Genomic DNA, 22,690 nt, shown 5'->3' with positions numbered 1-22,690 from the left:
AAAGTAACAAACTCAGTCATTGTGAACGCCTTATGAACACCGCCATTCCCACCCATCTCATCATGGGCTTTCTCGGCACCGGCAAGACCACCCTGCTGCGCCATCTGCTGGCCCACAAGCCCGAGCACGAACGCTGGGCCATTCTGGTCAACGAGTTTGGCGAAGTGGGCATCGACGGCGCCCTGCTCAGTGATCAGGGGGCGTTGGTCAAGGAAATTCCCGGCGGCTGCCTGTGCTGTGTGGCGGGGCTGCCGTTCCAGATTGGCCTGAACGCCCTGCTGCACAAGGCCAGGCCCGACCGGCTGCTGATCGAGCCCACCGGCCTCGGCCATCCCAGCCGGGTGATGGACATTCTCACCAACGAACATTACCGGGATATTCTGCGCCCGGCCGCCGCCTTTTGCCTGATTGACCCGCGCCAGTGGAGCGATGCCCGCTACCGGGAGCACGAGACCTATCAGGATCAGCTGTCCCTGGCCGACGTGGTGGTGGCCAACAAGACCGATATGTGCAGCGAGGCCGAGCTGGCCCGGCTGCGCGACGACATCGCGCAGGGCCCGGCGCCGCAGCAGGCACTGGTAGAAACCTGCCAGGGGCAGCTGGATCCGGCCTGGTTGCAGCACCCCCACCATGACGGCCGCCGGGCGGCCCATCCTCAGGCCCATGCCGGTCAGGCCGGCCGCCCGGCCATCGCCGCCCCCGAGCCCAGGCTCAGCCGGGGACAGCCCTGGCGGCGCTATGCCAACCATGGCGACGATCACTTTTCCCTGGGCTGGCGCTTTCTCGACGAAGTGATTTTTGATCTCGCCGCCGTCCGTGCCTTTTGCGAGGCGCAAAAGGTGGCCCGGCTCAAGGCGGTGCTACACACCGACGACGGCTGGTGGGCCTTTAACCAAACCGACCGTCTCAGCAGCTACCGCCTCGCTCCTCAGCCCGAAAGCCGGCTGGAATTGATCGCCGCTTCACCGCTGGCCATGCGGCCCCTGCATGAACAACTGATGAAAACCGTGATTTCATTGCCAACTTCATAAAACTGTCACCGCCATGTCTTAATCTGCCGTCCTTTACCAGGGTGAGGGATGGGTCGAATGAGGATATCGCTGTTTTCGTTGTTGTCGTCACTGGGGCTGCTGTTGCTGGCGTTATTGCTGGCCGGCGCCTTCTATCTGGGTGACCGGCAGCTCAAGCAGGGCGAGCACAGCCGGGCCGGGCTGGAACAGCTGCGCCGCGATGCCAACATTGACCTCTACCGCACCATTTCCGCCTACCTCACCGAGGGCGACGCCAGCCTGCTGACCGAGGCCGGGCAGCAGCTGACCGCCATGGCCGGGGCGCTCTCCCACATTGAGGGCGGCGAGCCCGCGCAAACGGCGGTCAACACCCTGCACCGGCAACTGACCCACGACTTCCGCGAGGCGGGCAAGCTCGCCGGCAACAGCCAGCAACTGCTGCAACACGCCGAGCAGGAGCTGGCCGACCAGCTGCGCGCCCTGGCCCGCTACGCCGACACCGAACACAGCCTGGCCCCCCGCTACCAGTCGCTGGTGGCGGAAATGCTGGCCTCCCTGCCCCGCCTGATCCACCTGCGCCAGGACTACATGAGCAAGGGTGACGACAAGCTCAAGCAAAGCCTCGACTTTCAGCTCACCGAACTGAACACGCTTGCCGATCAATTACAGGCCCTGCCCCTGCTCGGCGTCTACCAGACTCCGGAGGCGGACGAGTTTGCCCTGCGCCAGCCCAAGCCGGTGGAGATGGGCGAGGCGCCCAGACGGGAGCTGCAAAGCCTGCTGCGCCGCTACCCCAAGGAGCTGGCCAATACTCAGGCCGGGCGGGAGCAACGCACTCAGGCCGCCGCCGCCCTGAGTGCCGGCCTCCGTGATATCGAACAGCGGCTCGACGCCCTGGTGGCCAGCCGCGAAGCGGCCCGCCAGCACAGCTACCACCGGCTCAGCCTGTTGCTGCTGGCACTGTGTTCGGCGCTCATGCTGTTTGCCCTGCTCAGCTACCTGTTTCAGCGCGGGCTGGTGGTCCGCCGGCTTGACCAGCTGCGCAACGCCTTTCGCCAACTGTTGCAGGACGGCCGGCTGACCAGCCTGCCGGTCACCCACCCCCACAGCGAGCTGGGCCAGATCGCCACCAGCTTCAACGGCCTGCTGGCGCGGTTGCAGCAGCAGCAGGAACAGCGGGCCACTCAGTTGCAGCAGGTGTCGGCGGCGCTGGAAGGCATGATAGAGGAAGTTCAGGACATTCACCGCCACACCCAAAGCAACGACGGTACCCTGCAGGGCAGCCTGACCATGGTCGACGAGCTCAATCAACTCACCGAGCAAATGCGCCGGGCCAGCGACGACATCGCCCACACCGCCCGGGACAACCTGCAGGCCATGGACATCAGCCGCAAGCAGGTGGAGCAACTGGCTCACAGCGCCGGCGACAGTCGTCAGGCCGCCCTCACCGGGCGGGAGGCGCTGGCCAGCCTGGGTCGTTCGGTGGACGACGCCGCCGCCATTATCGGGGTGATCCGGCAAATCGCCGAGCAGACCAACCTGCTGGCACTCAATGCCGCCATTGAAGCGGCCCGGGCCGGCGATCACGGCCGGGGCTTTGCGGTGGTGGCCGACGAGGTGCGTAAATTATCGGGGCACACTCAAGGGTCACTGGAGGAAATCGCCAGCATCATGGACCGGCTCCGGCTGTCGAGTGACGAGCTGGGCGGCACCATCGACCGCATGATGCAGGCGGCGGAAGAACAGCACACCCAGGCCCAGACCCTGCTGGAAGTGACCGAGCAGGTCAGCGAAACCTCCCGCGCCACCACCTCGGTGGCGGAGCGGGGCGCCGGCCACGCCGACAGCCAGGCCGACGAGCTGGGCCGCTTTATGACGCTGATGGACGAGCTCAAGGCCCGCTCGGCGGAAGTGTCGGCGCGGGCCGAGCAGGTCACCGGCCATATTCGTCACCAGGCCGGCGCCATCACTCAGTTGCTGGGTCCGGCTCAGAGCTGATCCAGGGGGATCTTCAGGTAACGGCGGCCCTGCTCGTCCGCCTTCGGCAGGGCGCCGGCGCGAATATTGACCTGAATGGACGGCAAAATCAGCCGCGGCACCGCCAGGGTGGCATCGCGCTCGGTACGCATTCTGACAAAGGCGGCCTGACTGATGCCGTCGCGCACATGAAGGTTGCCCTGTTTCTGGGCCGCCACCGTGGTGCGGCATTCATGCTCCCGGCCCGCCGGCGGGTAGTCGTGACACACATAGACGTCGGTGCCTTCGGGCAGCGCCAGCAGCCGCTGAATGGACTGATACAGCCGCTCGGCGCTGCCGCCGGGAAAGTCGCAGCGGGCGGTGCCCAAATCGGGCATAAACAGGGTATCGCCCACAAACACCGCCTGCTCGTTCACCACATAGGCAATGTCCGCCGGGGTATGGCCGGGCACGTGCAGCACCCGTATGCTCAGCTCGCCCACCGCAAACTGCTCGCCGTCGGCAAACAGGTGATCAAACTGGCTGCCGTCGGGCAGCAATTCCTTTTCCAGCCCGAACACACGCTGAAAAATGCCCTGCACCTCGCGAATGTGCTCGCCGATGGCGATGCGCCCGCCCAGCTGCGCCTTGATAAAGGGCGCCGCCGACAGGTGATCGGCGTGGGCGTGGGTTTCCAGGATCCAGTCCAGGGTCAGTTTCTGTTCGCGCACAAAGTCCACCAGCCGCTGGGCGGTGGTGGTGCCGGTGCGGCCGGAGTGATAGTTGAAGTCCAGCACCGGATCGATCACCGCCGCCCGGCCACCGGGCTGGTCGTAGATCACGTAGCTGAAGGTTTCGCTGTCCTGATCTAGAAAGGCCTGTACTTGAGGCTGGTTCATGGTTATCTCCCGTTATGCTTACAAAACATTAGATTAAACTAATATATAGCATGCACGCGGGCAGGAGACCACTTTTTGCCCGCCTACAGCGCCTCCTTGACATAAAGGTCGAAGCGGTTGTTCTTGCTGGCGATCTGCGCCGAGGGCTGAACGCCGGCGAGAAAGCCGGCGTAGTCGGGCCGCTTCACCACCACCCGGGCCCGGGCCAGGCTGAGCGCCGGTGCCAGCAGGGCATCGGCGTCTTCGTCGGCGCCCACCAGGGAATGAAACACCCGCATTTCCTTTTTTACCAGCGCCGTCTTCTTCTTGTGGGGAAACATGGGATCCAGGTAGACCACATCCGGCGGCGGGGCGATGTCGGCCAGGGTATGGCCAAAAGGCAGCAGTTGCAGCCGCTCCCGCACCCAATGGCCGATCTCCGGATCCGCGGCGGCCCGGCGCAGGCCGTCTTCCAGCAGGGCGTGCACCACCGGGTGGCGTTCGCACAGGATCAGGGTGCAGCCCAATGAGGCCAGCACAAAGGCGTCCCGGCCCAGGCCCGCGGTGCCGTCCACCACCCTGGGGTTATGGCCGTGCTTGAGCCCCACCGCCCTGGCAATGGTCTGGCCCCGGCCGCCGCCAAACTTGCGCCGGTGCGCCGCCGCGCCGGCCACAAAATCCACATACACCGCCCCCAGTTTGGGCTCATCCAGTTTGCGCAGTTCCAGCCGGCCCTCGGTGAACACCAGGGCAAAGGGGGCGGCGGCGGTCAGGCCGTGCAAGTGGGCGCGCAGGCGCTCGGCCTCGGCGGCCAGGGTGGGATCCTGCAGCTCAATCTGCAGCGGGTAGCGTGTGTCCGGCATAGGACTCCAGAAAAATCAGCAGCTCACGAAGGGGCATGGGTTTGGCGATCAGATAACCCTGCAGAAAATGACAGGGCTGGGTAGACAGGTAGGCGGCCTGGGCCGGGGTTTCCATGCCTTCGATCACCACTTTCATGCCAAGGTCGCCGATGATGCGCAAAATGCCTTCCAGCAGCAAGCCGTCTTTTTGATTGCCGGGCAGGTAATCGATAAAGCTTTTGTCGATCTTGACCATGTCGATGGGAAAGGCGCGCAGGTAGTTGAGGGCCGAATAGCCGGTGCCGAAATCGTCGATGGCAATGCGGCAGCCGGCCTGGCGCAGGGCACCGATGCGCTCCAGATGATGCTCGTTGCCCTGCATAAACAGGGATTCGGTGATCTCGAAAATAATCTGCCGGGGCGAAAGCCCGTGCCGCTCGATCATCGACAGCCACTCGTCACCATCCAGCCCCAGGCTCTGAAACTCCAGGCTGGAACGGTTGATGGCCATGTCCAGGCGATAACCCGCCTGCTGCAGCCGGCGCAAATCGCCACAGGCGCGGTTCAGCACCCAGTCGCCCAGGGCCTGCACCATGCCGCTTTCTTCCGCCACCGGCACAAACTCCATGGGGGAAATAGCCCCCAGCTCCGGGTGCTGCCAGCGCACCAGGGCCTCCAGCTTGCTCACCCGGCCGGTGGCGGTGTCAACGATGGGCTGATAATGCAGGCGTAGACCGCCTTGGCGAATGGCCTCGGTCAGATCGTGCTGCAGGCGAATACGCCGGCTCTGGCTGCGGTTGAGCTGATCGTCATACAACGCCAGCGGCTCACGCTTTTGCTTGGCACCAAACAGCGCCTGCTCTGCATGTTGCAGCAGGCTTTCGGCATCTTTCTCGTCGATGCCAGGCCAGAGTGCTCCGCCGAGGGTGGCGTCCACGTACAGCTGCTGATCCGCCAGATGCAGGGGGCGAGCCAGGGCGCTCAGCACATGGCGGCCGAAAATCCGCGCCTGGCGATGATGCACTATGCCCGGCACCAGCAGGGCAAACTCGTCGCTGCCGATGCGGGCCAGGTAGTCGCCGCTGCGCAGCCGGCCGCGCAGCCGCGCCGCCACCTCCTGCAGCACTCGGTCTCCCACCCTGTGGTTCATGGCGTTGTTGAACAGGCGAAAGTTGTTGATGTCGAGGATCATCAGGGCAAAAGGTTCGCTCAGTCGGCAATGACGGGCCAGCCGCTGGTGAAAGCTGGCCCGGTTAGCCAGCCCGGTGAGGCCGTCCTTGTCTTCTGGGGGCACCCCCTGATCCAGGGGATCGGGCTGGCCCATGTCGCTGAACACCGCCACATAGTGCACTCCGCCCCCCGGTCCGTACAGCGAGCTGATGCGCAGCCGCTCCGGATAGGCCTGGCCGTTGCTGCGCCGGTTCCACACTTCTCCCTGCCAGCGCCCCTGTTCGCTCAGGGCCCGGTTCATGCGGCGGTAAAATTCCCGGCTGTGCAGGCCCGAGCGCAGCAGCGACGGAGACCGGCCCCGCACCTCGGCTTCACGGTAACCGGTGAGTCGCTCAAAGGCCGGGCTGACCTGCTCAATACGGCTGTGGCCATCGCAGATCATCACGCTTTCGGGCTGCTCCGGGGCGGGAATAAAACGCAGGCTCAGGCCCTGGGAATGGCCGTTCCGGGGCCGCAAGCTGGCCAGGGTGCCCATCAGGCACCAGGGCGCGCCCGCGTCGTCCCGAACCAGGGTCAGCTGGGTCTCTCCCAACAGCAACTGGCCACTGGCGTGCAGGTAATGCTTTTCCATCACCACCATGCCCAGCTCCGGCTCGTCCGCCAGCCGGCGATACAGACGTCGGGTTTCCGGCCAGTCTTCCCCCAGACTGAACTCGCGCAGGGAGCGCCCCTGCATGGCGGGGGCATGGTGCCCGGACAGGCGCTGCACCGCCCGGTTGGTCCATTCCACCACCCCATCGGGGGTGGCCCGCACCAGCGGCAGCGGAAAGAACTCGAACAGCGGCAGCACCGACACCGCCCGTTGCGCTCGGTCAGGATGGGTGAACACCGAGGCGAAAAAGCCCAGCCAGGCGCCCTTGGGCAGGCGGACATGGCGCTGGCGCCGGAACAACAGCAAGGCATGATCCGGGTACAGGGCCGACAACGACAGAAACTGACCGGAGCCCATGTGCAGGGCCCGGCACAACGGGTAGGTCAGGCGCTGAAAGGGACGTTCACCCAGGCCGGTGAGCGGGTGTTCGGGCACGCCCATGCCGGCCGCCAGCAACGGCTGCCAATGCTCACCCCGGCGCCGACACAGCAAGGCGCCGTCGGCCAGGCGCTGCTCCACCAACTGGCTCAGGCACCAGAGGTTAAACCAGGAGAATACCCCGTATTCCATGTGTTGCCGCTCGTTCGTAAATGCCTTTCCCATTGTGCCTGCATATGGACACCGGCTCTACCCTGAATCCGGGATGAAAAAAGGTGGCCGCAGCCACCTTTTACACAACCACACTCAGGCGGCAATGCCCGAATGCCGCAGCAGGGCGTCGATGTTCGGCTCCCGGCCACGGAACTGCCGGAACAGCTCCATCGGCTCTTTTGAGCCGCCCTGCTCCAGCACCGCATGCAAAAAGTCGCGGCCGGTCTTCGCCGAGAACACCCCTTCCTCCTCGAAACGGGAGAAGGCATCGCTCGACAGCACCTCGGCCCACTTATAGCTATAGTAGCCCGCCGCGTAACCGCCGGCGAAGATGTGGGAGAAACCGTGCTGAAAACGGTTGAAGGCGGGCGGGGTCAGCACCGCCACCTGGCGGCGCACCTCGTCCAGCACCGCCTGCACCCGGCCCGGCTCGGCGGCCTGGTCATCCATGTGCAGACGGAAGTCGAACAGGGCGAACTCCAGCTGGCGCAGCATGGTCAGCGCCGAATGGTAGTTGCGCGCCGCCAGCATGCGCTCCAGCAGCTCCGCGGGCAGCGGCTCGCCGGTTTCATAATGGCCGGAGATAAAGGCCAGTGCCTCGGGCTGCCAGCACCAGTTTTCCAGAAACTGGCTGGGCAGCTCCACCGCGTCCCAGGCCACCCCGTTGATGCCGGCCACCCCGGCCACGTCCACCTTGGTGAGCAGGTGATGAATGCCGTGACCGAATTCATGGAACAGGGTCAGCACCTCGTTGTGGGTGAACAGGGCGGGCTTGTCCCCCACCGGGCCGTTGAAGTTGCAGGTGAGGTAAGCCACCGGCTTTTGCAGGCTGCCGTCTTCCCGGTAGCGCCGGCCAATGCAGTCGTCCATCCAGGCGCCGCCGCGCTTGTTGGCACGGGCGTAGAGATCCAGGTAGAAGCTGCCGCGCAGCTCGCCGGTTTCATCGAAAATATCGAAAAAGCGTACGTCCGGGTGCCATTCCTCGACCCCGAAGCGCTCCACCACCTTGATGCCAAACAACCGCTTTACGGTCTCGAACAGGCCGTGTACCACACGATGCTCGGGGAAATAAGGCCGCAGTTCCTCGTCGGAGATGGTGTATTTGTGTTGCTTGAGCTTTTCGCCGTAGTAGCTGAGATCCCAGGCGTTGAGCTCGGTGACGCCGTGCTGATCCCGGGCAAAGTCGCGCAGCTCCGCCAGCTCGGCCTGGCCCTGGGGGCGGCTGCGATCGGCCAGCTGCTCAAGAAAGTCCAGCACCTGCTGCTCGCTGTCCGCCATCTTGGTGGCCAGGGACACCTGGGCGTAGTTGTCATACCCGAGCAGCCCGGCCAGCTCCTGCTTGAGCGCCAGGGTTTCCTCGATGATGGCGGTGTTGTCGAACTGGCCGGCATTGGGGCCCTGATCGGAGGCGCGGGTGGTGAAGGCGTAATACATTTCCTCGCGCAGGGCGGCGTTGTCGGCGTACATCATCACCGGCAAATAGGACGGAATGTCGAGGGTAAACACCCAGCCGTCCAGCTCTCGGGCTTTGGCCTGGGCCGCGGCGGCGGCCAGTGCCGACTCGGGCAGGCCGGCCAGCTCGGTTTGGTCGGTAATGTGCTTGTGCCAGGCCTGGGTGGCGTCGAGCACCCGGTTGGCAAAGGTGGAGGACAGCTCCGACAGCCGCGCCTGGATTTCGCCAAAGCGGCGTTTCTGCTCCGCTTCCAGGGCGATGCCCGACAGCCGGAAGTCGCGCAGGGTATTGGCCACTTCCTTTTGCTGGGCCAGGCTCAGCTTTTTGAAATCATCCCGGTCGGCCAGGCTTTGATAGGCTTCAAACAGCCCCTGATGCTGGCCCATCCAGGTGTGGTATTCCGACAGCAGCGGCAGGCAGGACTCATAGGCCTGACGCAGCTCCTCGCTGTTCATCACGCTGTTGAGGTGGCTCACCGGCGACCAGATGCGGCTGAGGTGATCGTTCACTTCTTCCAGCGGCGCCACCAGGTTGTCCCAGGTGAACTCTTCGTTCCGGGCCAATACGGTTTCCACCCGCTTTTTACAATCCGCAATGGCGTGCTCCACGGCCGGCTTTACGTGTTCCGGCTTGATTTGGCTGAACGGCGGCAGGCCGTCCATGGTGAGAAGCGGATTTGTCATGATCCTTTACCTCTTGTTGTTTTGGCCGTCGTGCTGCACCCGGCAGCCGAGGGAATACCCCCTAACATGGTGATAATGACGATAATGTTCAAGCCTTTACTGCCCTCACCCTGCACTTGACCGGCGAACCGGCGATTTGTTGACCAGCCTCACCGGCATCACTTGGGGTACAATCGGCAAACGGCTTTGAATGAACCTTCATCCACGGAGCAAACTTATGGCACAGCATTTCGACTATATCGCCATCGGCGGCGGCAGCGGCGGCATTGCCTCTGCCAACCGGGCGGCCATGTACGGCAAGAAAGTAGCCCTGATCGAGGCCAAAGATCTGGGCGGCACCTGCGTCAACGTGGGCTGCGTGCCCAAGAAGGTGATGTGGCACGGCGCCCAGGTGGCCGAGGCCATCAAGCTCTATGCCGCCGACTACGGCTTTGACGTGGAGCTCAAGGGCCACGACTGGGGCACCCTGGTGGCAAGCCGCCAGGCCTACATCGGCCGCATTCATCAGTCCTACGACCGGGTGCTGGGCAACAATAAGGTCACGGTGATCAAGGGCTTTGCCCGCTTCAAGGACGCCCACACCGTGGAAGTGAACGGCGAGGAAGTCACCGCCGACCACATTCTTATCGCCACCGGCGGCGAGCCCATTATTCCGCACATTCCGGGTGCCGAGCACGGCATCGACTCCAACGGCTTTTTTGCCCTGACCGAGCAACCCAAACGGGTGGCGGTGGTCGGCGCCGGCTACATTGCGGTAGAGCTGGCCGGGGTGCTGCACAGCCTGGGCAGCGAGACCCACCTGCTGGTGCGCAAGCACGCGCCGCTGCGCAACTTCGACCCCCTGCTCACCGACACCCTGGTGGAAGTGATGGCCGAAGACGGCCCCACCCTGCATACCCATTCCGTGCCCAAAAACGTGGAAAAACACGCCGACGGCAGCCTGACCCTGCACCTGGAAAACGGCGACGCGCTCACCGTCGACTGCCTGATCTGGGCCATCGGCCGCCGCCCGCTGACCGGCAACCTCAACCTGGAAAGCGCCGGCGTCGAGCTGGACGACAAGGGCTACATCAAGGTGGACGAATACCAGAACACCTCGGCCAAAGGGGTGTACGCGGTGGGCGACAACATCGGCTACGTGGAGCTGACCCCGGTGGCGGTGAAGGCCGGGCGCCAGCTCTCCGAGCGGCTGTTCAACAACAAGCCCGACGCCAAAATGGACTATGAGCTGGTGCCCACCGTGGTGTTCAGCCATCCGCCCATCGGCACCATGGGCCTGACCGAGCCGCAAGCCAAAGAGCGCTTTGGCGACGACAACGTCAAGGTGTACACCTCCTCCTTCACCGCCATGTACACCGCCGTGACCCAACACCGCCAGCCCTGCAAAATGAAGCTGGTGTGCGCCGGCGAGGATGAAAAAGTGGTGGGCATTCACGGCATCGGCTTTGGCATGGACGAGATACTGCAAGGCTTTGCGGTGGCGGTGAAGATGGGCGCTACCAAGGCCGACTTCGACGCCTGCGTGGCCATTCATCCGACCGCGGCGGAGGAATTCGTTACCATGCGCTGAGGCGATGGCAACAATAACCGGCCGGGGCTTGCCCCGGCTTTTTTATGCGTGATGCCGTTCACATTCCCTGTTTATTTTCTTACCTCAAACCAATATCATACTGCGACTCATTCTCAATTGACGGATTTAACGAGAACACGCCATGGACTGTACTGCCCGTATTCTGGTGATCGAAGACGATGTCGCCCTCAACGATCAGCTGACCGAGTTACTGCAGGGCCGGGGTTACACCGTCAGCCAGTGCTTTGATGGCGAGCAGGGCCTGCTCGCCGCCCTGGCCCCCTCGGTTGACCTGATCCTGCTCGACGTGATGCTGCCGGTCCGGAATGGGTTTTCCCTGCTCAAGCTGCTGCGCCAGAGCCAGCAGACACCGGTGATCATGCTCACCGCCCGCGGCGCAGAAGAAGAACGCATCAAGGGGTTCAGCCAGGGCGCCGACGATTACCTGGCCAAACCGTTCAGTTTTACCGAACTGGTGCTGCGCATCGAGGCCCTGTTGCGCCGCGCCCGAGGGCAGGTCACGGCGGTTGCCGATGCCGTTCAGCTGGAGTACCAGGAGCTGTGGCTGGACCGCCGGCAGCAGCAGGCCGGCTTTCGCCAGACACGACTGGAGCTGACCCCCATTCAGTTCAAACTGCTGTGGACCCTGATGCAAAACCGGGGAGAAGTCCTGAGCAAGCCCTTTCTTTACCAGCAGGTGCTGGAACGGGAGTTCAGCCGCTACGATCGCAGCCTTGATATGCACCTGAGCCGGGTCAGGCGCAAGCTCATCGAGGCCGGTATGGGCGCCACCTGCCTGCAAACCGTGCACGGTACCGGATACCTGTTCAAATGAACCGCCGCCTGCTGTGGAAGCTCTGCGCCACCATCGCCCTGGGCACGGTGGCGCTGTTCTCGCTGCTCAACTACCTGATGGAGCACACCGAAACCAGCATGAGTCATATCGCCCCGGAGCACCGGCAAACCCTGCTGGACTACGGTGCCGAGGCAGAGCGGCTTTACCATGCCGGCGACGAGGCCGCCCTCAGCCGCTGGCTGCGTGATCTGCAGCAACGGGAAAACACCTGGGCCGCGGTGCTCCGCTCCCGCCTGGAGCCGGTGGCCGGCAGCGTCATTACTCCCCGCTTTCAGGAAGGCTTTCGCCTGGGACGCAGCGTGGACTGGATGATCCATCTTTATTTCACCGAAAACCCCATCATGGAAGTCACCTTTGCCGGGGGCCATACCCACTTCCTGATCCAGCTGCCTCAGCGCATGCGCCCCGGCGGCTACCAGCCCCACACTCGTCTGCTGCTGCAGCTGGCCCTGCCGCTGTTGTTGCTGATCCTGCTGAGCCTGGTGCTCTATCGCCACCTGATGCAGCCCCTGCGCCAGCTGGAAAAAGCCACCCGCCGCTTCAGCGAGGGGGATCACCAGGTGCGGGTGCGGGCGTCGCTTGGCAAGCGCAACGACGAGCTGGCCCGGCTGGCCGACACCTTTGATCACATGGCCGAACGCACCGAAGGGCTGATCCAGTCCCAGCGCCACCTGATTGCCGATCTTTCCCACGAATTACGTACCCCCCTCACCCGCATCGAAATGGCGATCGATCGGGCCGAGCAGGTACCGGACAACGCCGAAGCACTGACACGTATTCGTCGCGAGGGCGCCCTGATGCGGCAACTGGCGGAAGACACCCTGACCCTGGCCTGGCTGGAAACCGAACGCCCCCGGCTGGACGGCGACAATCTGGATCTGACCGACCTGCTCGACAGCCTGCTGGACGACGCCCGCTTCGAATTTCCCGAGCACCACATTCTGGCGCAGCTGCCCCCCGAGGCGCCCCTGCACAACAGCAGCCAGCGGGCCCTGGGCCAGGCGATTGAGAACATACTGCGCAACGCCCTTCACCATACGCCACCGGGCAAACAGGTGACCCTGGCTCTGCAGCCCCAAAGCGGCGGCTATTGCCTCACCATTGACGATCAGGGGCCGGGGGTTCCCGATGAACATCTGGACCATATTTTTCAGCCCTTTTTCCGCCTCGATGCCGCCCGCCGCGATGAGACCAGCGGCTTTGGCCTGGGGCTGGCGCTGGCTCGCCGGCAACTGGAAGCCACCGGTGGCCGTGTGAAAGCCAGCAACCGTGCCGAAGGCGGCCTGCGCATGAGCATTCGGCTGCCCCTGAACGGCACCGAACGCAGCATCACCCGCCAAATGTAACGGTTGTAAAACCGTTTCCCTTTGCCGCTTTCTTAAACAAGAATACGAACCCTAATCATTTGATAATAATTCTTGTTTAAGAAGGTAGACACACAGTGCGTAGCAGCAACCCCATGCCCGGCCGGCCCAGCCTGCTGGCCCTCGCCATTGCGAGCATTATCTCCGCGCCCCTGGCCGCCGAAGACATCATTACCCTTGATTCCGTGGTGGTGACCGACAGCCGTCTTGACGACAACGTCAATATAATCGACTCCCAAGAGCTGGATCGTCGACAGGCCAATGATCTGGAGGAGGTATTCCGCAAGCAACCTGAGATTTCCGTGGGTGGCTCGGTGGGTTTTGGTCAGAAGTTGTATACCCGTGGCCTTGAAGACGCCAAGCAGAACATCACCATCGACGGCGCCGTGCAGGGTGGCCGCGTGTTCCACCATAACGGTGGTATCTCCATTGAACCCGAGCTGCTCAAGCGAGTGGAAGTACAAGCCGGCGCCGGCAAGGCCACCGCCGGGGCCGGGGCCCTGGGTGGCGCCCTGCGCTTTGAAACCAAGGATCCCACCGATCTGCTGCGCCCAGGCCAGGACTTTGGTGCCCTGCTCAAGGCCGGTTACTTCAGCAACGGCGACGGCTACAAAGCGTCCACCACCCTCTATGGCAATGTCACCGACGACTGGAGCGCCATGGCCTCTTTCGTTCACAAGGATCAGGACACTCTGAACGATGGCAACGGTGATGACATCCTTGGCTCCGACAGCCGCCAGCAGGTTGGCCTGGCCAAGGTGGTGGGTCAGCTCACCGATGCCCAGACCCTGCGCCTGAGCTATGATCGCCGCACCGAGGCCGGCGATGCCCTACAGAAACCTCAGTGGCAATTTAACCTTGGATCTGGCGCAAACGACTTCCGTAGGATGGAGCAGGATCGTGAAACCCTGACCCTGAACCATGAATGGAACCCCGGTGATGAGCTGGTGGATATTGAAACCACCCTCTACCACACTCGCACAGATCTGAATGTGCCTGACTCAAGCGAACCCACTAAAGGCAATGTTTACATTGGTGAAACTCGAAGCACCGGCCTGGATCTGCGCAATACCAGCCGCTTTGCCCGCAACGAGCTGACCTACGGCGTTGATTATCGCAAGGACAAAACCAATGCCGGCTACGTTATTGACCCCAACGAAAGCGTGGACGATGGCAGCGTGCTGGGGATTTATGTGCAGGATGATCTCAAGGTTACCGATGCCCTGACCCTGAGCGCCGGCCTGCGCTACGACAGCTATGAACTCACCGATAACGCTCAGCAGGAGTTTAAGGATGACGGCTTCAGCCCCAACGTCGGCCTGAACTATGAGGTGATCCAGGATCTGAACCTGTTTGCCGGCTATGCCGAGGCCTTTCGTGGCGTCATGGGCCGTGATGCCTTGAAAATACCGGGCACCAAAAATGACCCCGACCTGAAGCCGGAGCAGGCCAGCAATACCGAGGCGGGCTTTGATTACCATCCCGGTCCCTTCTACTTCACCGGCAAGGTATACCGAACCCGCATCAAAGATGTCATCGGAGGTGATACTTCTGACTGGTTTAAAACTTACAGAAACCAGGGAACGCTTGAGTCTGAAGGTTTCCAGCTGAGCGCCGGTACTCAATGGAACAAGCTCCATGCCGGTCTGAGCTTTCATCACAACGATTCCCGTGTGGGGGAGCTTGACCTCAACGGCTACGATCACAACCTGACAGGTAACTCCATTGGCGATACCTGGGTAGCCAGCCTGGACTATGCCTTCAACGACGCCATTACCGTGGGCTGGAGCGGCCGGTTTGTGGAAGGCATCGAGAACCTGAAAACCAGTGTGGGCGATGTGGACAAATCCGGCTATGCGGTACACGACGTCTATGTGGAATGGCTGCCGCTGGGCCAGGACACCCTGACCCTGAACCTGAGTGTGCTGAACCTGCTTGACAAGCAGTACCGTGATTCTGCCAGCGTGGCCGACTTCACAGGAAATGGAAAGGGTTGGGGAGCGGTCGCGGGCCAATACGAACCCGGCCGGGATATCCGCGTCAGTGCCAGCTACAAGTTCTGATGATTCAAGGGGGGCTTCGGCCCCCTTTTGCGTTTCCATGAACGAGAAAAGATAATGATTACTTCTCTTATTCAAAACCTTGCTTCCCTGCGTCGCGTTGCCGGCGCCTTGTTGTGGCTGTTGCTGGCCATGCCAGCCTCAGCCGAAACCGTTATCGATCTGGCCGGCCGCGAGGTGGAACTGCCCGAAAAAGTCACCGGCATCATTTTGGGCGAAGGGCGCTATCTGCCGGCCCTGGCCATTCTGGAAGGCGAGCGGCTCACCGAACGGCTGGCGGGCATCATGCCCGACTTTGAACTGGCGGATCCGGCCGGTTACCGCCAGTATGCCGAGGCCTTTCCCGAACTGAACACAGTGCCTCGGCTGGGTCGCAGCACCGCCGACAGCTTCAGCATCGAGCAGGCCCTGGGGCTGGGCGCCAACCTGGCCGTGTTCGGGCTGGAAGGTCACGGCCCCACTGCCCGGGATGCCACCCTGATCGGCCGGCTGGAACGGGCCGGCGTAACGGTGCTGTTTATCGATTTTCGTCAGGATCCCCTGAACCACACCCTGAAAAGCATGGAACTGCTGGGCCGCGCCCTGAGCCGTGAACACGAGGCCGAGGCATTCACCGACTTCTACCGGACCGAGCTTGAGCGAGTGAAAACCGGGCTGGAAAGCCTGGGGCCCGACGATGTTCCCCGCGTGTTTCTGCACAGCCGGGTGGGCTTGCAGGACGCCTGTTGCGAAACCATGACCAACGGCATGCTGGGCCGCTTTCTGACCCTGCTCAACGCCGATAATATCGCCACCGAACGGGTGCCTGGCGTGTCCGGCATGTTCAACCTGGAATACCTGCTGCTGGAGCAGCCCGACATTTACATTGCCACCGCCGTGGGCTCGACCGATACCCTCGACAGTCACCCGGGCATTATCGCCCTGGGGGCCGGGGTGTCGGCCGAGCAGGCCGAGGCCAGCCTGCGCCATGTGCTGAGTGATACCGGGCTGGCACAACTCAGCGCGGTGCAGCACCGGCACGCTTTTGCCATCTGGCACCATTTTTACAATTCCCCCCTCAACCTGGTGGCGGTACAGGTGTTTGCCCGCTGGCTCTACCCGGACACCTTTGCCGATCTGGATCCGCGACACACCCTGGCCACCCTGTATCAACGCTTTCAGCCGATTCCGTTGAGCGGCACCTACTGGATCGGAGGCTGAGATGAACGACACCACCCTCCATGCCGAGATCACCGAAGCGGCAACCGCACCGGTGCTGGCTCGGGCCTACCGTCGCTTTATCTGGCGCCGGCTGACCCTGCTGCTGGTGCTGGCGGTGGCGCTGGTCACTTCCTTTCTGTGGGACATCGCCACCGGCCCGGCGGCGCTGGGTCCGCTGGCAGTGCTGAACGGCCTGCTTCACCCCGACACCCTGGACGCCGGCACTCGGGTCATTATTCACGAGGTGCGCCTGCCCTATGCCCTGATGGCGCTGGTGGTGGGCGCCAGCCTGGGGCTGGCCGGGGCCGAGATGCAGACGGTACTGAACAACCCCCTGGCCAGTCCCTACACCCTGGGGGTGGGCGCCGCCGCCACCCTGGGCGCCTCCTTCGCCATCGTGTTCAAGATCAGCCTGCCGCTGGTCGGTGCAGCGCTCACCCTGCCGCTGATGGCCTTTGTGTTCGCCGCCGGTGCCGCCCTGCTGATCCTGCTGCTGTCCCGCCGTTTCGGCGCCGGCGTGCATACGGTGGTGCTGTTCGGCATCGCCCTGCTGTTTGGCTTCAACGCCCTGGTGGGGCTGCTGCAGTACGTGGCCGACTTCGACTCACTGCAGCAGATCGTGTTCTGGACCATGGGCAGCCTGGCCCGGGCAGACTTGCAGCAAGTGGCCATGGTGGCGCTGGTGCTGGCATTGTGCCTGCCGCTTTCCCTGCGCCAGGCCTGGGCCATGACCACCCTGCGCAGCGGTGAGGAACAAGCCCGCAGCCTGGGCATCAAGGTGGAACGGCTGCGATTTCTGGTGCTGTTGCGGGTGAGTCTGCTCACCGCCACCGCCATGGCCTTTGTGGGTGAGATCGGCTTTATCGGCCTGGTCGGCCCCCATATTGCCCGCCTGCTGCTGGGCGAGGATCACCGCCTGCTGCTGCCCGGCAGCGCCCTGGCCGGCGCCCTGCTGCTGTCGCTGTCGTCCATCGCCAGCAAGACCCTGGTGCCGGGCATTCTGCTGCCGGTGGGCATGGTCACCGCCCTGGTGGGCATTCCACTGTTTATCGCCCTGATCATCAGCCGCGGACGGGAGCAATAAATGACACTGCGTATCGAACACCTGAACGTGGGCTATCGCCGCCGCACCGTGCTGCACGACCTGAGCCCAACCCCGGTGCCGTCCGGCACCCTGGTAGGCGTGATTGGCCGCAACGGCGCCGGCAAGTCCACCCTGATGAAAACCCTTGCCGGCCTGTTGCCCGGCCGGGGGCTGGTGCACTTCAACGGCGAACCCCTGAGCCCGCGCCTGCGTGCCCGCACCCTCGGCTACCTGCCCCAGAGCCTGCCCCAGACCAGCTCGCTGCTGGCCTATGAGACTGTCTACAGCGCCTGCCGGGCGGTGCACGGCGGCCTCGGCCGGGACCAGCTGGAGCGCAACATAGACGCTGTGTTCAACCGCCTGGGCATTCGCGAGCTGGCCCTGCGCCGGCTGGATCAGCTCTCCGGCGGCCAACGCCAGATGATCGGCCTGGCCCAGGTGCTGGTGCGCCAGCCGGGCCTGCTGCTGCTGGACGAGCCCACCAGCGCCCTGGATCTGCACTGGCAACTCAACGTGCTGCAATGCGTGCAGCAGTTCAGCCGCGAGCGGGGCACGTTGTCACTGGTGGCCATTCACGACATCAACCTGGCGCTGCGATTTTGCGACATCCTCTGGGTGGTGGGCGAGGGCCGGCTGCTGGCCCAGGGGCCGGCCCGGGACGTGCTGACCCCAGAGGTGCTGCGCGCCGCCTACGGCGTGGAAGGACGGGTCGAAACCTGCTCCCGCGGCCTGCCCATGGTGCTGTGCGATCAGGCCCTGCCTCATTCAACTTATCAAGGAGAACATCATGGCTGATTGTTCAGCGGTTATCGCCACCTCCAACGGGCTTGGCTACCTCAAAAAGCTCTGCATTCACTTCGCCCAGAAGGTGGAAGCCGACTGGCAGGATCACAGCGGCTATGTGCAGTTCGCCATGGGGCGTTGCGAGCTCAGCGCCACCGACGGCCAGCTGGCGGTACGCTGCCGTGCCGACAACGACCACGACCTGCAACTGGTGGCCGACACCGTCAAATCCCACTTCGACCGTTTCGCGGTGCGCGACCGGCTGGTACTGCACTGGGACTGAAAAAACACCGAATAAATACCGGTTTTTGGGGGAGCTTAAGCCTGGCTTAAGCTTCGCCCTTTAGGCTTGCTTATCATGTCCAACGGAGATCATGATGAGCAAGCTTCTTCACCCTCCCTATCAGTTACGGCCCGCCATCAACGGCCAGGATCGGCGCCGGTTGCAGGACTTTATTCAGTCCGCCTACCGGCGTGCCTTTGATGCCCGCATTCCTCACTTTCTGCCCGTCCTGGTTGGCCTGTACCGGGCCGATGGCGAGCTGGTGGCGGCCTGCGGTCTGCAACTGGCCGGCACGGCGCCGCTCTATCTGGAGCAGTACCTGGATCAGCCCATAGAACGGCTGCTGGGCAAGCATCACCCACAGCCGGTACACCGCGCCGGGCTGGTGGAAATCGGCAACCTGGCCACCAGTGCCCCCGGCAACGGCCGGCTGATGTTCGCCGCCGTGTGCCGCCAGCTGTATCGGCAGGGCCAGCAGTGGGTGGTGTTCACCGCCACCCAGACCCTGCTCAACAGCTTTCACCGGCTGCACCTGTCGCCGCTGGAACTGGCCCCCGCCGACCCCGCCCGGGTCGGCGAAGACGCCGAACACTGGGGCCGTTACTACCAGCATCAGCCCAGGGTCATGGCCGGCGAGCTGGCCGAGGGCCACCGCATTCTGGCCGGCAACAGTCTGCTGCTGTCGCTGCTTGACCCGGGCCCCGCGATGTTTTCACCGGCTCGGGAGGCGCGCCTGTGACCACTCTTTTCCGCCGGCTGGCCGAACACGCCCAACAACGGGAGGATGCCATCGCCCTGCAAAGCACCAGGGCACAGATCCGCTACCGGGAGCTGCCGGCCCGCATCCATGAGCTGGCCGATGCCTTGCAGCGCGCCGGCACCCGGCGGCTGGCGCTGCAGCTGGACAACGGCATCGACTGGGCGCTGTGTGATCTGGCCTGCGCCCAGACCGGGCTGGTGGTGGTGCCGGTGCCCGGATTTTTCAGTGCCGAACAGCGCCAATGGTTGCTCGACAGCAGCGGCGCCGACACTTTGATAGGCCCGGCCACCGACGGTTGGCAGCCGCTCGAACTGGCCCACGGCCTCAGCGGCTGGCGCCGCGAGGTGGCTTCGCCGGTGGCCCTGCCCGCGGGCACCGCCAAAATCACCTATACCTCGGGCACCACCGGCCGCCCCAAGGGCGTGTGCCTGAGCCTGGCCCAGCAAATCACCACGGTGCGCGCCCTGGCCGAGAGGCTGGCGGGTACGCCGGTAGAACGCCATCTGACCCTGCTGCCCCTGAGTACCCTGCTGGAAAACCTGGCCGGGTTGTATCTGCCGCTGTGGCTGGGGGCCACCGCCACCCTGCCCGGGCTGGCCGAGGTGGGCTTTACCGGCTCCAGCCGGCTCGACCCCGCCGTGCTGGCCGCTGCCCTGGCTCACTGGCGGCCCCACAGCCTGGTGCTGGTGCCCGAGCTGCTGCGTCTGCTCACCGGCCTGTGCCTGCAACAACCCGAGCTGACCACCTCGCTGCGGCTGGTGGCGGTGGGTGGCGGTCATGTGGCGTCGGATTTGCTGCGCCGGGCACAGGCGGTGGGCATTCCGGCGGTGGAAGGCTATGGCCTGTCGGAATGCGGCTCGGTGGTGGCACTGAACACCCCCGAGTGCTCTCGCCCCGGCAGCGTGGGACGCCCCCTGGATCACCTTGCCGTGCACATCGCCGAAGACGGTGAAATTCATGTGCGCGGCGGCGCCATGCTCGGCTACCTGGGCGGACCGGCAGCGCCAGCGGACATCGCCACCGGCGATCTGGGCCGGCTCGATAATGACGGCTTTCTGTATATCACCGGGCGCCGCAAGCACGTGCAGATCACCGCCTTTGGCCGCAATTTTTCCCCCGAATGGGTGGAGGCCGAGGCTCAAGGCTGCTCCGCCATCGAGCGGCTGGTGATCATCGGCGACGGCCTGCCCGCCAACCTGGCGCTGGTGCAGCCGCTGCCGGGGCGGGAAAACGCCCTGCCCGGCCAGATTGCCGCGCTCAATGCCAAACTGCCCGATTACGCCCGTATTCATCACTGGCTGGTGCCCTCCCCCGGCCTGGCCGAGGCCGGCCTGCTCACCGCCAACGGTCGCCCGCGGCGCGAGGCCATTCGCCAGGCCTATGCCGACCACATTCACCACCTCACCGGAGTACGCCCATGAGCTTTTACCAGCGCCTGCAACAGCACACCGCCGCCGATCGGGAATACCTGCTCAGTGCCCCCATCATTGCCGCCTGCCAGCGGGGCGAGATTTCGCGGACCCAGTACATCGCCTTTCTCACCCAGGCCTACCACCATGTGCGCCATACGGTGCCGCTATTGATGGCCGCCGGCGCCCGCCTGCCCGACAGCCACGAGTGGGTGCGCGGCGCCCTGGCGGAATACATAGACGAGGAATACGGCCATCAGGAGTGGATTCTGAACGACATTCGCGCCTGCGGCGGCGATGCCGAGGCGGTGCGCCATGGCAGCCCGGGGCGAAGCATCGAGCTGATGGTGGCCTTTCTCTATCACCAGATTGACCGTCACAACCCCATGGCGCTGTTCGGCATGGTGCAGGTGCTGGAAGGCACCAGCGTGGCCATCGCCCTGACCGTGGCCGAACAACTGCAACAGGGGCTGCAACTGCCCGCGCAGGCCATGAGTTACCTGAGCTCCCACGGCGCCCTGGATAAGGAACACCTGCGCTTTTTTGAAGGGCTGATGGACAGGGTCGCCGAGCCGGCAGATCAGGCCGCCATCGTGCACGCGGCCAGGGTGGTGTATCGCCTCTACGGCGACATGCTGCGCGGCCTGGAGGGCGAACATGACGCTGAATAACCAAACCGTGCTGCTCACCGGCGCCAGCGGCGGCATCGGCTCGGCCCTGGCGCACCGGCTGGCCCTGGCCGGCGCTCGCCTGTTGCTGCAGGGCCGGGACCGCACCCGGCTCAACCGGCTGCTGGCCGAGTTACCCCACACCGAACGACACCGGGTACTGGCGGCGGATCTGCTTAACCCGGAGGAGCGCCGGGCGCTGGTTCAGCAGGTGCGGCAGCTGGGCGGCCTCGATGTGCTGATCCACAACGCCGGCACCAGCCGCTTTGCCTGGCTGACCGATCAGAGCGCGGCCGCCGTGACCGAGCAGCTTGCCCTCAACCTGACGGTGCCGGTGCTGCTCACCCGCGAGCTGCTGCCCTGGCTGCGCCGACCCGGCGTGATCCTGAACATGGGCTCGGCCTATGGCGCCATCGGCTACCCCGGCTACAGCGTGTACTGCGCCGGCAAGGCCGGGCTGCGCGGCTTCAGCGAGGCCCTGGGCCGGGAGCTGGCCGGCAGCGGACTGGCCGTGCTCTATTTCGCCCCGCGGGCCACCCGCACCGAATTCAACAGCCCGGCAACCGTCGAGCTCAACGCCGCCCTCGGCAACCACACCGACAGCCCGGAATGGGTCGCCGAGCAGGCACTGATCGCCCTGCAACGCCGGCAAAAACGCCGCTGGCTGGGCTGGCCCGAGTGTCTGCTGGTCCGCCTCAATGCCCTGTTTCCCGGCCTGCTGGACCGCGCCCTGGCCCGTCAGCAGGCCACCATTGCCCGTTTTGCCGGGCACTCGCCCGACAAGGAGATACCCTCATGAACAAAGCCATGCTGCTGATTGCCCTGTTCACCCTGCCCGCGGCCCATGCCGCCGACCGGCTGGAGCCGATTCAGCACCGGTGGGCCGAATGCCAGTACCGGGTGGCCGACGCCGAACGTGAAAGCTGCCTGAAGGCCCTCAGCATCCAGGCGGATCTGGCCAGTTCTGCCAACCCGGAGCGCACCGATCTGCTTATCTGGTCGGCCATCGTCAAGAGCACCTGGGCCGGCGCCAAAGGAGGCCTGGGGGCGCTTCCGCTGGTGAAGGATGCCCGCAGCCGGCTGGAAAAGGCGCTGACCATGGACGAGGGCGCCCTCGACGGCTCCGCCTACACCAGCCTGGGCTCGCTCTACTACCAGGTGCCGGGCTGGCCGGTGGGCTTTGGCGACGACGACAAGGCCGGCGAGCTGCTGCGCAAGGCGCTGGCCATCAACCCCGACGGCATAGATCCCAATTTCTTCTACGGCGACTTTTTGCTGGATCAGGGTAACAAGGCCGAGGCCCGCCGCTATCTGGAAAAAGCGCTGCAGGCGCCGGCCCGTCCGGGCCGGGAGCTGGCGGATGCGGGCCGGCGCAAAGAGATTGAAGCGCGGCTCGGCAGGCTTTAACGTAACTCCAT

19 protein-coding genes are annotated in these 22,690 nt (G+C 64.2%); 15 read left to right on the top strand and 4 right to left on the bottom strand.

Features of this window, described 5'->3' with window-relative positions; genetic code table 11:
• Nucleotides 1-32 precede the first annotated feature (32 nt).
• Together GU3_RS03015 and GU3_RS03010 are read left to right on the top strand one after the other, a co-directional pair.
• Nucleotides 33-1,031 carry a GTP-binding protein gene (locus GU3_RS03015; protein ID WP_014291081.1) on the top strand — a complete coding sequence of 333 codons (999 nt, stop codon included), beginning with the start codon at nt 33-35 and terminating at the stop codon, nt 1,029-1,031.
• Between the two features lie 57 nt (nt 1,032-1,088).
• A complete protein-coding gene (locus GU3_RS03010) occupies nt 1,089-3,008 on the top strand; it encodes a methyl-accepting chemotaxis protein (protein WP_014291080.1) in 1,920 nt (639 codons plus the stop codon).
• Here GU3_RS03010 and GU3_RS03005 read toward each other — a convergent pair.
• The 4 genes from GU3_RS03005 to prlC form a co-directional block, all read right to left on the bottom strand.
• Nucleotides 2,999-3,865 carry an MBL fold metallo-hydrolase gene (locus tag GU3_RS03005; RefSeq protein WP_014291079.1) on the bottom strand — a complete coding sequence of 289 codons (867 nt, stop codon included), beginning with the start codon at nt 3,863-3,865 and terminating at the stop codon, nt 2,999-3,001. The two genes, GU3_RS03010 and GU3_RS03005, sit on opposite strands and share 10 nt — an antisense overlap.
• A gap of 83 nt (nt 3,866-3,948) precedes the next feature.
• Entirely contained in the window at nt 3,949-4,707 is a 759-nt protein-coding gene (locus GU3_RS03000; RefSeq protein ID WP_014291078.1) for a class I SAM-dependent methyltransferase, read from the bottom strand.
• Nucleotides 4,676-7,078, bottom strand: a complete 2,403-nt coding sequence (locus GU3_RS02995; RefSeq protein WP_014291077.1) for a bifunctional diguanylate cyclase/phosphodiesterase — start codon at nt 7,076-7,078, stop codon at nt 4,676-4,678. Before GU3_RS02995 ends, GU3_RS03000 begins: the two co-directional genes overlap by 32 nt.
• Nucleotides 7,079-7,192: 114 nt before the next feature.
• On the bottom strand, nt 7,193-9,235 hold the full coding sequence (gene prlC, locus GU3_RS02990) for an oligopeptidase A (protein WP_014291076.1): 2,043 nt from the start codon (nt 9,233-9,235) through the stop codon (nt 7,193-7,195).
• 217 nt (nt 9,236-9,452) lie between these two features.
• On the opposite strand from prlC, the gene gorA reads away from it, so the two are divergent.
• The 13 genes from gorA to GU3_RS02925 all read left to right on the top strand — a co-directional run bounded on the left by gorA (nt 9,453) and on the right by GU3_RS02925 (nt 22,679).
• Nucleotides 9,453-10,805, top strand: a complete 1,353-nt coding sequence (gorA, locus tag GU3_RS02985) for a glutathione-disulfide reductase (RefSeq protein WP_014291075.1) — start codon at nt 9,453-9,455, stop codon at nt 10,803-10,805.
• A 142-nt stretch (nt 10,806-10,947) separates the two neighbouring features.
• Nucleotides 10,948-11,640, top strand: a complete 693-nt coding sequence (locus GU3_RS02980; protein ID WP_014291074.1) for a response regulator transcription factor — start codon at nt 10,948-10,950, stop codon at nt 11,638-11,640.
• Entirely contained in the window at nt 11,637-13,007 is a 1,371-nt protein-coding gene (locus GU3_RS02975; RefSeq protein WP_014291073.1) for a cell wall metabolism sensor histidine kinase WalK, read from the top strand. Before GU3_RS02980 ends, GU3_RS02975 begins: the two co-directional genes overlap by 4 nt.
• Nucleotides 13,008-13,102: 95 nt before the next feature.
• Nucleotides 13,103-15,088: a TonB-dependent receptor domain-containing protein gene (locus tag GU3_RS02970; RefSeq protein WP_202798270.1), complete on the top strand. Its 1,986-nt coding sequence runs from the start codon at nt 13,103-13,105 to the stop codon at nt 15,086-15,088.
• A gap of 54 nt (nt 15,089-15,142) precedes the next feature.
• Nucleotides 15,143-16,285, top strand: a complete 1,143-nt coding sequence (locus GU3_RS02965) for an ABC transporter substrate-binding protein (RefSeq protein WP_014291071.1) — start codon at nt 15,143-15,145, stop codon at nt 16,283-16,285.
• Nucleotide 16,286: 1 nt separating this feature from the next.
• Complete coding sequence (locus tag GU3_RS02960) at nt 16,287-17,369, top strand: iron ABC transporter permease (protein ID WP_014291070.1); 1,083 nt, start codon at nt 16,287-16,289, stop codon at nt 17,367-17,369.
• Nucleotides 17,370-18,164, top strand: coding sequence for an ABC transporter ATP-binding protein (locus tag GU3_RS02955; RefSeq protein WP_014291069.1), 795 nt, complete (start codon nt 17,370-17,372; stop codon nt 18,162-18,164).
• Nucleotides 18,157-18,435 (top strand): DUF2218 domain-containing protein, encoded by a 279-nt coding sequence (locus tag GU3_RS02950; RefSeq protein ID WP_014291068.1) that lies wholly within the window; start codon nt 18,157-18,159, stop codon nt 18,433-18,435. Before GU3_RS02955 ends, GU3_RS02950 begins: the two co-directional genes overlap by 8 nt.
• A 94-nt stretch (nt 18,436-18,529) precedes the next feature.
• Complete coding sequence (locus tag GU3_RS02945) at nt 18,530-19,174, top strand: thermostable hemolysin (protein ID WP_014291067.1); 645 nt, start codon at nt 18,530-18,532, stop codon at nt 19,172-19,174.
• Nucleotides 19,171-20,616, top strand: a complete 1,446-nt coding sequence (locus tag GU3_RS02940) for an AMP-binding protein (protein WP_014291066.1) — start codon at nt 19,171-19,173, stop codon at nt 20,614-20,616. Before GU3_RS02945 ends, GU3_RS02940 begins: the two co-directional genes overlap by 4 nt.
• A complete protein-coding gene (locus tag GU3_RS02935) occupies nt 20,613-21,275 on the top strand; it encodes a TenA family transcriptional regulator (RefSeq protein ID WP_014291065.1) in 663 nt (220 codons plus the stop codon). Before GU3_RS02940 ends, GU3_RS02935 begins: the two co-directional genes overlap by 4 nt.
• Complete coding sequence (locus GU3_RS02930) at nt 21,262-22,071, top strand: SDR family oxidoreductase (RefSeq protein ID WP_014291064.1); 810 nt, start codon at nt 21,262-21,264, stop codon at nt 22,069-22,071. Before GU3_RS02935 ends, GU3_RS02930 begins: the two co-directional genes overlap by 14 nt.
• Entirely contained in the window at nt 22,068-22,679 is a 612-nt protein-coding gene (locus GU3_RS02925) for a tetratricopeptide repeat protein (protein WP_014291063.1), read from the top strand. Before GU3_RS02930 ends, GU3_RS02925 begins: the two co-directional genes overlap by 4 nt.
• Nucleotides 22,680-22,690 lie beyond the last annotated feature (11 nt).

It is taken from the genome of Oceanimonas sp. GK1, assembly GCF_000243075.1.
Lineage (GTDB): Bacteria > Pseudomonadota > Gammaproteobacteria > Enterobacterales > Aeromonadaceae > Oceanimonas.
This window is presented reverse-complemented; position numbering and strand designations above follow the sequence as displayed.